Here is a 12,357-nt window from a genome sequence, read left to right as displayed (position 1 = left end):
CTCGGGGAAAGTCCCCGCCGGACCAGGCCGGCGAGGCTCTCCGGATTACCGGCTGAACGCTATCAGTGACCCCAGACCTTGATGGTGGAGCCGGACATGTTCATGTTGTTGACGGCCAGGGAGCCGATGCTGGCGGCGCTGGCGTCGCCGACACGGATGGCACCGACTTCGAGCTGACCGGTGATGGACGGCAGGCTGATCTGCAGCTTGTCGCCGCTGGCACCGCCGTCAATGACGTCGATCTTCAGCGGATCGCTGTCGAGGATGTCGAAGCCGGTGAAGGACACGGTTTCCAGGCGCAGCGAACCGGTGGTGGTGGTGCTGCCAACGGTCTCGGAGTCGGAGTAGACAATGCTGCCGATGCTGCCGTTGAAGCTACCGGAGATGCTGATGCCGTCCTGACCGGTCACACCGGACAGAGCGGAATCATCCATGGCCTTGAGGTCGGCCTGGGCCATGAACGGAGCGGCAAGTACAGCAGCGGCCAAAGCCAGTTGTTTGAAGCTTTTCATTCTTTTTATCTCCAAAGTTCACAGGTGGGTTGCCCCAGGGCCTGCCGTCGACTCCTGTCATCGGCAGTTGGACCGGCTCACGCCGATCTCCAGGCCGGACACTGCTTCCCTAGGCGCATCCGGCGTGGATTCGTGAAGCACCGTGCTTCTCGACCTGTGAACAAAACTACTGAGCCCCTCCCCCGCTGCCAGCCCATCCAAGGAATGGAGGGCGGCGGGGCTTTCCACCTCAGGCCTCGCTCAGGAGGCCCAGACTCTTGCCTTTCAATACCGCCTGGGTGCGGCTACGCACCCCGAGCTTGGCGAACAGGTTGTGCAGGTGCCACTTGATGGTGGCCTCCGACAAATGCACGGCCTGGGCGATGTCGCGGTTGGAAAGTCCGGCTGCGACATAGCGCAGGATTTCCCGCTCGCGATGGCTAACATCTTGATTTTCATCGAAAGTTTCCGGGTCGACGGAGAGCCGGCGGCATTGCTCGCGCATGCTCTCGGCCACGCCCTGCCAGGCGCCGGCACGCTTGGGCTCGGCGGCGCGCCAGGCGTCCCAGAGCGGTAGCAACCAGAGCGCGTCATCCTGAAACAGCCGGCGGTAGCCGCGGTTCCAGGCCTCTTCCAAGGCGTTCTGGAACAGGGCGAAGGCTTTTTCGTTGTTACCTTTTCGCCAATACGCCACAGAAAGTAACAGCGACAGCCTCAGACGACGGTCGCGCTGGTGCTCGTCCTGTTGCCGCGCCAGGCAATTTTCCAGGCTGGCCTGGGCGCGCTCGGGACGACGCTCGGTCAGTGCCAGGCGCGCTTCGGTCAGGGCCAGCGCCGTATGGGCGTCGGAGTAGCGCGCCAGCGGCAACACCGCCAGGTGCTGCTGCAATTGCAGGCAGATGCGCTCGGCTTCGTTGGGCCGCCGCAGCCAGAGCAGGAACTGAACCTTGCAGGCCATGCCGTGGGCGAAGACCCGTTCGTAGCCCGCGCCCTGCAGGCCAGCCAACCATTCGTCGAGCTGGACCAGGGCCTGCTCCGCCTCACCCGCAAAGAATCGCGCCCGCGCCATCACCAACTGGCCGCGGCTGATCAGTTCCACCGGCGTCGCGACATCGCGCCACGTAGTCGCCAGGGGAAGTTCGGCGAGGATGGCGGCCTGGCGATCCTGCTCGTACAGCAGGTCGGCATAGGCCAGGGCCAACGGCCCACCCACCCGGCTGCGCCGGCCGAACACCCGCTCCACACGCGCCCGCGCGGTTTCGGCGATAGAGCGGCCGCGCTCCAGTTCCCCGCTTTCCTTGCAGATCAGCGCCTCGATCAGGCTGGTCATGACGTGCAGGTATTCGCTGTCCACCAGCTTCAGGTTGTCGCGGGCAACCGCGATGGCCTTGGCGGCTTCGCCGAATTCGCCCATCAGCGCATAGGCCGCCGCCTGCACGCAGGCCAGGCTGGCGCGGAACACCGGCTGGTTGTCCGGCACCATGGCGAGCCACTGGCGGGCGACCTTGAGACAGGCTTCCAGCTTGTCCTGGTAGAGCATGACCAGGGCCTTGAGCACCTGGGACGCAGCCAGCAATTCGCCAAGGCCGAAGTGAATGACCTTGCCGCGCCCTTGAAGCAGGCGAGTGCTGACTTCCTCGATCAGCGCCTCGGACTCGGCGAAGCGCTGCTCGAAGGCCAGTTGCCAGGCGTAGAAGATCTGGAACACCGGATGCTCGCGGATGACCTCGGCGGGCACGCCCTTGAGCATGGAGAGAATCCCGTAGACCCGGTTGCCGGCGATCAGGCGCGCGCCCTGGCGCTCCAGCAGCTCAGCGGCGAAAGCGAAGTCGCGACCGCGCAACGCGTACTTGATGGAGCGATCCGGCAGGTCGTGCCCTTCGCACCAGCGTGCCGCGGCGTGCAGGAGGGTCGCCGGATCGGTCTGTCGCGCCAGCCGACCCTGGAGGAATTCGGCGAACAGATGATGGTAACGGAACCACTCGCCCTGCTCGTCCAGGGGGATGACGAAGAGCTGCTCGCGCTGCAGCCGCATCAGCATGTCGAGGCCATCGCGGCGGCCGGTCAGGGCGTTGCAGAGGTCAGCGCAGAACTCATCCAGCACGGAGGTCTGATCGAGGAACTGCTGCAAGGGTTGCGGCAGGCTGTCGAGCACATCCTCGGTCAGGTAGTCGGCAATATTGCGCTCGGTGCCGCTCAGGCTGGCAAGGAATGCTGCGCGATCCGGATGTCGGGCGAGCGCCAGGCTGGCCAGGTGCAGCGCGGTGATCCAGCCCTCGGTGCGGGTGTGGAGCAGGCGCACTTCATTGCTCGACAACGGCAGCTGGCGCACTTCGCGGAAGTAGGCTTCGGTCTCTTCGAAGGTCAGGCGCAGGTCTTCCGCCTTGAGCAACAGGGACTCTGCCTCGCTGAACAACAAGCGCGGCGTAAAGCGGGTACTGCTGACCAGGTGGACATTGGCCGGCAGGTTCTCGATCAGGTAGCGGGCGCCCTGGTCCAGGGCGACATGACGGATGCGATGAAAGTCATCGAGCATCAGGTAGAGGTCGCCGTCGATGCGTTTGAGATCGCTGACGAAGGCGTCGATCACCGCTTCGATAGGCCAGTTCACATCACCCTGCAGCAGCCCGTCGGTGTTGCCGCCAAAGCCGGGCAGGGCCGCATCCACAGCCGCAACCAGGTATTGCAGCAAACGCTGGGGCTCGCTGTCGGCCTCATCGCAGGACAACCAGGCGACGTGCGCGCCGCCGGCCTGCAGGTGCTGGCGGAACAGGCTGAGCACGGTGCTCTTGCCGAAGCCGGCCGGGGCGCTGAGCACCAGCACGCGACGACTGCGCGCCGCTTGCAGGCGCTCGATCAGGGGACGACGTGGCAACACCGGGCGGCCGCCGGCATCGGCCGGAAACAGCTTGGTGCGCAACAAGGGGATCGGGTGCGGGCGTGACAGGCAGAGGTCGGTCATGATTCGAGCAGCCCCAGCTCGCGGGCGCGCCGGATCGCCTGGGTCCGGTTACGCACCTTGAGCTTTTCGTAGATGTTGTGCAGGTGCCATTTGACGGTCCCCAGCGCCAGGGCCAACTGCTGACCGATCTCTTCGTTGGACATGCCCTTGGCGGCGAGGCAGACCACTTCGCGCTCGCGGTCGGTGAGCCCCTCTTCGAGCACATCCAGGGACTTGCGAGCGTCGTTGCCGGGCCAGGACGCCAGGAGGTCGCGGATGAAGCCTTGCAGCCCGGGTTGACGCTCCGCCGACTCCAACTGCTGTAGCAGCTGGCGAATGGCCTCGCCTTCTTCGATGAACAGGCTGCGCACCCCTTCGCGCTCGGCGCTCAACAAGCATTGCACCAGCAGGCTCTGGGAGCGTTCCTGATAGCCCAGGCGCTGGTAGCTGAGGGCGGCCAGCAGGTCCAGGCGCAGGCGCTGCAATCCATGCCAATTGGGTTGGAGCTTGCCGCGCAACTGGGTGATTTCGTGCAGGGCTTCGCTGAAGTGGCCGCGAGCCTGCTGCAGGCGTACACGAATCAAGCCCTGCACCCAGCGCGCCGAGTTGGCGCCGTGCTGGCTGCCCCCCGCGGCAAGTTTGCTCCAGTCCACGCCCTTGAAGCGTTGTTCGGCACGCTTGATGCGATCAGTACCCGGCTCCTGCAGCGTCAACGAGATTTCGTCGGCCACCGCCCGTGCATAGAAACGCCATGACTGGTTGCGGGCGGCGAGGTTCTGCATGAGCACCAGGGTGGCCTGGGCCTCCTTTGGCTTGTCCTGCATGCGCTGGATGCGCGCCAGGAAGAGCATGCCCTGGGCGTAGATGTCGATCGGGCGAATGACGTCGATATGCGTCAGTGCGGTACCGAGACGTTCCTCCAGACCATCAAGACGCCCCTGCTGGTAGGCGATCAGGGATTCGACGATGACTGGTAGGGCCATGGCCCGGGACTTCTCGCCCAGATGCGGCACGACCTGTGCGCGCATCTGATCGAAGAGCATCTGCGCTTGCTTCACCTGGCCCTGCTCCAGGGCGAGAAGGATTTCAACGTTGGCCAGTTGCATGTCCAGGTAGCGGCCTTCGAGGAAGTGATTGCGCTGCTGCGCCAGGGCCAGCAGGCGACGCGCCTGTTCCGGTTGGGCGAGGATCACCAGGGCCATGGCGCCGATCACCAGGATGGCTACTTCAAGGAAGGCCTGGTTGCGCCCCAGCTGGGCCTCGACCCGGCGGGCGATGGTCACGCAGAGTTCGAGGTCATCCTTCTGCAAGGCGAGAGCGGCCTTCACGGCCAAGGTCGCCAGGTACTTGTCGCTGAGCTGGGTTTCGGCGCGGGCACCGCCCCAGCGAGCCAGCAGCTCGTCGAGCATCTGGTTGGCTTCCGGCAGCGCCATTTCGGTGGCGCGATTCCAGACGTCCGCCAGCACCAGGGTCGGGTAACGCTCGGCGATTTCGTCCGGCACCTTTTGCCGCCAGCGGTAGATCTTGTTCAGTTGACCCCGGTTGATCAGCTCCAGGCCGCACCCATCCACCAGGGCCGCGAGCATTTCCGGGTCCTCGGCCAGGCTGGCGTGCTCGATGGCGAGGTTCTGCATGTGGTGGTTGGTGAACCAGAGGCTGGCATTGAAATGCAGCTGCTTCAGGCGCTCGGGGTCATGGGCCTTGAGACGGCTACGCAGGAAGTCGGCGAACAGGTGGTGGAAGCGGTACCACTGGCGCTCGCGGTCCAGCGGCAGGAGGAACAACTGCATGGTCTCCAGCCGTTCCAGCAGGGCCTGACCATCGTGGCGGCCAGTCAGGGCGTTGGCGAGGTCGCCACTGATCTGGCTGGCGACACCCAGGGCCAGCAAGGCGTCCTGCAGCTCGACGGGCAGATGCTCGAAAACGCTGGCCAGCAAGTATTGGCCGACAGTGGCCTGGTCACTGCCCAGGCGCTCCATCTGCTCGGCCGCCTGGGGCTGGTGACGGAGCCAGAGGCTCGCCAGCTGGACACCTATCACCCACCCTTCGGTGTGGCTGTGTAGCGCCGCCAGTAGGGCATCATCCACTTGCAATCCGGAACGGGCCAGGTAGTCGCGGGTTTCGTCGGCGGACAGGCGCAGCTCGTCGAGGCCGATCTCCAGCAGCCAACCCTTGGCCCGCAAGGTAGCCAGGCTGAGCGGTGGCAAGGAGCGACTGCCTACGGCCAGCGTGAAGCTCGCCGGGGCCAGGCGTACGAGCCGGCCGAGGGCGGAGAAGAGTTCGGGGTCTTTCAGCAGGTGCAAATCATCGAGCACCAGCAGGAGCGGCCCGGTGTGCCGGGCAAGATCGACCAGCAGGCTTTCCAGCACGGCGTTTACCGGTACTTGCATGGTGTTCTGCAGGTAGCCCCGGGCGTAATCCCCAATGCCGGGAACGGCTTCGCCGAGGGTCTTGATCAGTTGCTGAAAGAAGCGTGCGGGGTCGTCGTCTTCGGCCTCCAGGGAGAACCAGGCCACGGCGCTGCCAGCGGCTCGGCGCTGTTCGGCAAGGGCTGCAAGCGCGGTGGTCTTGCCGAACCCGGCAGGCGCCGAGAACAGCATGAGGCGAGCATGGGGGTGAGCGGCCAAGGCCACCTGAACCTGGGGTCTGGGCAAATAATCGGCGGATGCCTGGGGCGTGACGAGCTTGGAGCGCTGGCGGCTACCGGCTGCGGGGTTGAGAACTGCGTCCACTGCCTGAATCCCTGTATCGTTATCATTGTGGAACGGGCGTACATGCCCGTGGGATTGGTACATAAGTATCAGAATGCTTTTCCTACGTAAACGTCGGAAAAGGCTCTAGGATCGACACTAGAGGCAGACTAGAATCCGCTCCTGCACTTAGCCTGCGTCGCCCTATGTCCGACTGCCAATTACACGTCCTTCCCTATCACGAATCTCCGTGCGAACGCTTCGCCCTGGTCCGTCAGGCGCCTGGCGCCGTGCTGCTGGACGCTGGCCGTCCAATAGCCCAGCGTGGACGCTATGACCTATTCAGCGCTTGGCCATTGGCAGCATTTGCAGCGGCGCCGGGCGAATCGGCCAACGACTTCGCCCAGCGCTTGCGAAGGGCTCTAGACGGCCTGGGCGAGGCCAGCCTGCCGACGGCGATCGACTTACCGTTCGTCGGCGGACTGATCGGCTACCTGGCCTATGACTTCGGCCGCCGCGTGGAGCATCTGCCGGACCAGGCCAACGACGACCTCCATTTGCCGGACGCCCAGCTCGGCCTTTACGGCTGGGCATTGATCAGCGACCACCAACTGCGCACCAGCCAACTGGTGTTCCATCCGTGCCTGGCAAAGGCCGAGCGCGCGCGACTGATCGCCCTGTTCAGCGAGCCTTGCCCGGCAGCTTCCGGCCCCTTCCACCTGCGCGCGCCGTTTCACGCCAACCTGGAGGAAGGTCAGTACCGCAATGCCATCGAACGGGTTCAGGCCTACATCCAGGCCGGCGACTGCTACCAGGTGAATTTCACCCAGCGCTTCCAGGCACCTTGTGAAGGGGATCCCTGGACCGCTTACCAGGCCCTGCGTGCCGCCTGCCCTACCCCCTTCGCCGGCTACCAGGCGCTGAACGATGGCGGGGCGATCCTCAGCCTGTCGCCGGAACGCTTCATCAAGGTCAGCCAGGGCCAGGTGGAAACCCGCCCGATCAAGGGCACCCGGCCGCGCGGCCATACGCCGGAAGAAGACCGCGCCCAGGCAGCGGAACTGCTGGCCAGCCACAAGGACCGCGCCGAGAACCTGATGATCGTCGACCTGCTGCGCAACGACCTGGGGCGCAACTGCGCCATCGGCTCGGTGCGAGTGCCAGAGCTGTTCGCCCTGGAGAGCTATCCCAACGTGCATCACCTCGTCAGCGCCATCACAGGCCGCCTGGCAGCAGGCAAAGATGCGCTGGACCTGATCATCGGCAGCTTCCCCGGCGGCTCCATCACCGGCGCACCGAAGATCCGCGCCATGCAGATCATCGACGAGCTGGAGCCCACCCGCCGCTCGATCTACTGCGGCTCCTTGCTCTACCTGGATGTTCGCGGCGAACTGGACAGTTCCATCGCCATCCGCACCGTGCTGGTAAAGGACGGCCAGGCCAGTTGCTGGGGCGGCGGCGGCATCGTTGCCGACTCCGACTGGCAGGAGGAATACCGGGAATCCATCACCAAGGTGAAGGTGCTGATGCAGGCGCTGGAGGGGTTGGGCAAGTAAAAATTGGGGGGCCGAATCGACACCGAGCCAGTAGACAGCCGCTCACGCCCGACCCTTCTCCCAATGGGAGCGGGGTGCAAAAACGAAAAAGCCCGCTTTCGCGGGCTTTTTCATGGGCGGGATTCAGAGGCTCAACTGGCGGTTGGAGGCCTTGATGAATTCGCGCTTGAGGTCTTCGTAGCGATGCACCGCCGGGAACTGCGGGAATTCGCGGATCACGTTTTCCGGGGCATGGAACAGGATGCCGGCATGGGCTTCGCTGAGCATGGTGGTGTCGTTGTACGAGTCGCCAGCGGCGATCACACGGTAGTAGAGGCTCTTGAAAGCGAGCACGGACTGGCGCTTGGGGTCTTTCTGGCGCAGTTGGTAGTCCACTACGCGGTCGGTCTCGTCGGTGATCAGGCGGTGGCAGAGCAGCGTCGGGAAGCCCAGTTGGCGCATCAGCGGCTGGGAGAACTCGTAGAAGGTGTCGGAAAGAATGACCACCTGGAAGCGCTCGCGCAGCCAGTCGACGAACTCCACGGCGCCTTCCAGCGGCTTCAGGGTGGCGATCACGTCCTGGATGTCGGAGAGTTTGAGGCCATGCTCGTCAAGGATGCGCAGGCGCTGCTTCATCAGCACGTCGTAGTCCGGAATGTCCCGGGTGGTCGCCTTGAGCGCTTCGATTCCGGTTTTTTCCGCGAAGGCAATCCAGATTTCCGGAACCAGTACACCTTCAAGGTCGAGACAGGCGATTTCCACGAGCAGTTTCCCCGCATGGCTTTTTTGATTGGAGGCGGCACTCTAGCGACTCACCCGATACCGTGCAATGCAACGCTTATAGCTAAATAAGGCAGTGGTGCTTCCTCATGGTTATTTAGGGGCATAACTCCCCTTTGCTAAGATGCGCGCCATAGAGCGCGCCCAGCGCCATCCCCTAAAAGGAAGCCTGCCTGATGAGCCAACCTTTCGACGTCGCCGAACTCGCAACGGCCTACGCCACAAAGTCCCCCCAGGACATCCTCAAGCTTGCCTTCGAGCATTTCGGCGACGAGTTGTGGATCTCCTTCAGCGGTGCCGAGGACGTCGTGCTGGTGGACATGGCCTGGAAACTGAACAAGAACGTTAAGGTGTTCAGTCTGGATACCGGTCGCCTGCACCCAGAGACCTACCGCTTCATTGAACAAGTGCGTGAACACTACGGCATCGCGATCGAGGTGCTGTCGCCGGACCCGCGACTGCTGGAGCCCTTCGTCAAGGAAAAGGGGCTGTTCAGCTTCTTCAAGGACGGCCATGGCGAATGCTGCGGCATCCGCAAGATCGAGCCGCTCAAGCGCAAACTTTCTACCGTCAAGGCCTGGGCCACCGGCCAGCGCCGCGACCAGAGCCCAGGCACCCGTTCCCAGGTGGCAGCGCTGGAACTGGACAGCGCCTTCTCCACGCCGGACAAGCCGCTGTACAAGTTCAACCCGCTGGCACAGATGACCAGCGAAGAAGTCTGGGCCTATATCCGCATGCTGGAGATTCCCTACAACCTGCTGCACGAACGCGGCTTCATCAGCATCGGTTGCGAGCCCTGCACCCGCCCGGTGCTGCCGAACCAGCACGAGCGCGAAGGCCGCTGGTGGTGGGAAGAAGCCACCCAGAAGGAATGCGGGCTGCACGCCGGCAACCTCATCAGCAAGGCCTGACGCCGTGCGCATCACCCTGGTGAAGAAGGTCCTGGCCGACGGCCAGGACTGCCGCAAATGCCGGGATGTGATGGAGCGCCTGGAGCGCGGCGGCCACCTGGGGCGGATCGACCGCATCCTGGTGGCCGACGAGCGCAACCCGGCCAGCGCCGGCTGGATGGTGGCGCAACACTACGCCGTGGAAACAGCCCCCTTCTTCGTGGTGCGTGATGATGATGGCCAGGAGCAGGTCTACACCGTATTCCTGGCTTTTCTCCGCGATGTGCTGCAACCGCCCTCGCCCACCACTGAAACCAGTGAGAGGGAAGTCGAACACCTCAAGAACCTGGCCAACCGCAACGGCCTGGATCGCCTCTAAGCTTTTCGCAGGTGGTGGCTGAGCGCCGCGAAGCCCTCCCGCAACGACCATGCCCCATTAAAAGAAGAGCCCGGCGTGTGCCGGGCTTCGCTCTTGCTGAGCCGCTTAGTAAGTCGGCAGCTCCACGCCATGGAAGAGTTCGTCCAGTTCGGCCTTGTTGTGGCACTGCACTGCCCTGGCCTGGACGTCGCGGGTCAGGTGCGGGGCGAACTTTTCGATGAAGTCGCACATGAAGCCACGCAGGAAGGTGCCACGACGGAAACCGATCTTGGTCACGCTGGATTCGAACAGTTCACTGGCATCGAGCACCACCAGGTCGCTGTCGAGCTTGGTGTCCACCGCCATCTTGGCCACGATGCCCACGCCAAGCCCCAGCCGCACGTAGGTCTTGATCACGTCGGCGTCAGCGGCAGTGAACACCACTTTTGGGGTCAGGCCACGGTGGCTGAATGCCTCGTCCAGCTTGGAGCGACCGGTAAAACCGAATACGTAGGTCACGATGGGGTGCTCGGCCAGGGCTTCGAGGGTCAGCTTGGGCAGTTTTGCCAGCGGGTGGCCCTGGGGAACGATGACGCATCGGTTCCAGCGGTAGCACGGCATCATTACCAGGTCACCGAAGAGTTCCAGGGCTTCGGTGGCGATGGCGAAATCGACCGTGCCGTCGGCGGCCATCTCGGCGATCTGCATCGGAGTGCCCTGATGCATGTGCAGCGCGACATCAGGATATTGCTTGATGAAGCCACCTATCACCGGCGGCAATGCATAGCGCGCCTGGGTATGGGTGGTGGCAATGGAGAGGGTGCCCTTCTTCTCGTTGGAGAATTCCTGGGCAATCTGCTTGATGCTCTCGACCTTGCGCAGGATCTCACCCGCCGTGGTGATGATGCGCTCCCCGGCCGGCGTTACACGGGTGAGGTGCTTGCCGCTGCGGGCAAACACTTCGACTCCCAGCTCGTCTTCCAGCAGGCGGATCTGCTTGCTGATGCCCGGCTGCGAGGTATAGAGACTTTGTGCAGTGGCGGACACGTTCAGGTCGTGGTGCGCCACTTCCCAGATGTAGCGCAGTTGCTGGAGCTTCATAGGCAATCCTCAAAGCGGATACGCCGCAGGATGTCGGCGGCGTTTATAACCATATTAATGGTTTGCTGAATAAAACTAGACGCTTTTTTCTGCTTTGCACAACGTGCGACCAGCGGCGATCAGAAGTCGTTACGTCCGCGATGCTGGAGCATGGGAACCAGGTAAACCGGCACTTCGGACAACTGCACCAGGCGCGCGGCGGTTCGCCCCAGTGGTGTTTCCAGTGACGTACCGTGACTGTGGCTCCCCACCACAAGCAGGTCCACCGAGAGTTTCTGCACTTCTTCGAGAATGACCAGCGGCGGATCGCCCTGGACCACCCGCACGGCGCGAATCATGTCCAGGTCCTGCACGGCCTCGCCCATTTCGTCGCGAAACCCCTCCAGCACCCGCTGCTCGATACTCGACATGACGGTGCCCAGCCCCTTGGCCCGCAACTCCTTCAGCGTGTCGTCATCGAGATAGGTCTGCAGCACCGACTCGGCAAACAGCCCGAGGGGTTCGACCGCGTGCACCACATAGAGTTGGGCATTGAAGGCCCGAGCAAGGGATAAGGCGTGTTGCAGCACATAGGGAGCATAGAGACCGAGGTCCGTGGCATAGAGAATGGAGCGAATCATGAGGCCTCCTCCCGCCCTACATGGCCGGCCTCACCAGAGCTTAGTCAGAACTGTGGCTCGTTGCTCACACCATGGGGCACATGCCCGGTAGCCACTACATCACGCGCTTTCTCGCAGTGCCCGGCCTGATCGTCGAAGAACACATCCGCGCCGAAGGTCTCGAGGATCGCTGCCTTTTCCAACCCGCCCAGGAAGAAGGATTCGTCCAGACGGATGTCCCACTCACGCAGGGTGCGAATGACTCGCTCGTGCGCCGGTGCGGAGCGTGCGGTTACCAGCGCCGTACGGATCGGGCAGGCGTCCGGCGGGAACTCTTGCTGCAGCCGGTTCAGCGCCGAGAGAAAGGGCTTGAAGGGACCGCCATCCAGTGGCTCGCGCGCGGAGTCCCGTTCGTGGGCCTGGAAGGCCTCGAGACCGCCAGTCTGGTAGATGCGCTCGGAGTGGTCGGAGAAAACCACCGCATCGCCGTCAAAGGCAATGCGCAGTTCATTGCTGGCGGCACGACGCGGACCACCCGAGAGAATGGTGGCCGCGGCGTACCCGCTTTGCAGGGCGCCCCGCACGTCTTCGGCATGGGTAGACAGGAACAGGTGGCAACCGAAGGCACGCAGGTAAGGCTCCGGGCTGCGCCCGCCGACGAAGGCAGCGCGGGAGATACCCAGACCGTAGTGTTGGATGGAGTTGAACGCACGCAGGCCGGTGTCGGCGCTGTTTCGCGACACCAGAATGACCTCAACCCGCTGCTGACCCAGTTGCTCGTTCAGGGCGAGCAGCTTCTCCACCAACGGGTAGGCATCGCCGGGGGCCAGCACCTCCTCCTCGTGGTCGATCTGGTACTGGCGATAGGCTTCAATGCCTTCCGCCTCATAGACCCGATGACTCTCGTCCAGGTCGAACAGCGCCCGCGACGAAATTGCCAATACCAGCTTGTCACCCAGCCCTTTACCCATG

General features: G+C 63.6%; 10 protein-coding genes. 3 read left to right on the top strand and 7 right to left on the bottom strand.

Going from position 1 to position 12,357, the window contains the following annotated elements:
• Positions 1 to 62 precede the first annotated feature (62 nt).
• The 3 genes from E8F20_RS21185 to E8F20_RS21175 all read right to left on the bottom strand — a co-directional run bounded on the left by E8F20_RS21185 (position 63) and on the right by E8F20_RS21175 (position 6,164).
• On the bottom strand, positions 63 to 512 hold the full coding sequence (locus E8F20_RS21185; RefSeq protein ID WP_280285499.1) for a DUF6160 family protein: 450 nt from the start codon (positions 510 to 512) through the stop codon (positions 63 to 65).
• 229 nt (positions 513 to 741) lie between these two features.
• A complete protein-coding gene (locus E8F20_RS21180; RefSeq protein WP_280285498.1) occupies positions 742 to 3,453 on the bottom strand; it encodes a LuxR C-terminal-related transcriptional regulator in 2,712 nt (903 codons plus the stop codon).
• On the bottom strand, positions 3,450 to 6,164 hold the full coding sequence (locus E8F20_RS21175) for a LuxR C-terminal-related transcriptional regulator (protein ID WP_280285497.1): 2,715 nt from the start codon (positions 6,162 to 6,164) through the stop codon (positions 3,450 to 3,452). Before E8F20_RS21175 ends, E8F20_RS21180 begins: the two co-directional genes overlap by 4 nt.
• A 164-nt stretch (positions 6,165 to 6,328) precedes the next feature.
• On the opposite strand from E8F20_RS21175, the gene pabB reads away from it, so the two are divergent.
• Complete coding sequence (gene pabB, locus E8F20_RS21170; protein ID WP_280285496.1) at positions 6,329 to 7,678, top strand: aminodeoxychorismate synthase component I; 1,350 nt, start codon at positions 6,329 to 6,331, stop codon at positions 7,676 to 7,678.
• 123 nt (positions 7,679 to 7,801) lie between these two features.
• Here pabB and thrH read toward each other — a convergent pair whose 3' ends face one another.
• On the bottom strand, positions 7,802 to 8,419 hold the full coding sequence (gene thrH / locus E8F20_RS21165; protein ID WP_280285495.1) for a bifunctional phosphoserine phosphatase/homoserine phosphotransferase ThrH: 618 nt from the start codon (positions 8,417 to 8,419) through the stop codon (positions 7,802 to 7,804).
• Positions 8,420 to 8,613: 194 nt separating this feature from the next.
• On the opposite strand from thrH, the gene E8F20_RS21160 reads away from it, so the two are divergent.
• Positions 8,614 to 9,348 (top strand): phosphoadenylyl-sulfate reductase, encoded by a 735-nt coding sequence (locus E8F20_RS21160; RefSeq protein WP_280285494.1) that lies wholly within the window; start codon positions 8,614 to 8,616, stop codon positions 9,346 to 9,348.
• 4 nt (positions 9,349 to 9,352) lie between these two features.
• Positions 9,353 to 9,706 carry a hypothetical protein gene (locus E8F20_RS21155; RefSeq protein WP_280285493.1) on the top strand — a complete coding sequence of 118 codons (354 nt, stop codon included), beginning with the start codon at positions 9,353 to 9,355 and terminating at the stop codon, positions 9,704 to 9,706.
• A gap of 105 nt (positions 9,707 to 9,811) precedes the next feature.
• Here the strand turns inward: E8F20_RS21155 and cysB are convergent, their stop codons facing one another.
• The 3 genes from cysB to E8F20_RS21140 all read right to left on the bottom strand — a co-directional run bounded on the left by cysB (position 9,812) and on the right by E8F20_RS21140 (position 12,356).
• A complete protein-coding gene (gene cysB / locus E8F20_RS21150) occupies positions 9,812 to 10,786 on the bottom strand; it encodes an HTH-type transcriptional regulator CysB (RefSeq protein ID WP_280285492.1) in 975 nt (324 codons plus the stop codon).
• A 119-nt stretch (positions 10,787 to 10,905) separates the two neighbouring features.
• Positions 10,906 to 11,406 (bottom strand): universal stress protein, encoded by a 501-nt coding sequence (locus tag E8F20_RS21145; RefSeq protein ID WP_274800787.1) that lies wholly within the window; start codon positions 11,404 to 11,406, stop codon positions 10,906 to 10,908.
• A 44-nt stretch (positions 11,407 to 11,450) separates the two neighbouring features.
• The gene (locus tag E8F20_RS21140) at positions 11,451 to 12,356 is read right to left on the bottom strand and encodes a 5'-nucleotidase (RefSeq protein WP_028627320.1); all 906 of its coding nucleotides are present in this window, start codon (positions 12,354 to 12,356) and stop codon (positions 11,451 to 11,453) included.
• Between the last annotated feature and the right edge of the window lies 1 nt (position 12,357).

The organism is Pseudomonas sp. BN415 (assembly GCF_029871195.1).
GTDB lineage: Bacteria > Pseudomonadota > Gammaproteobacteria > Pseudomonadales > Pseudomonadaceae > Metapseudomonas > Metapseudomonas resinovorans.
Note: the sequence above shows the minus strand (reverse complement) of the source record. Positions and strands in the feature narration are given on the sequence as shown.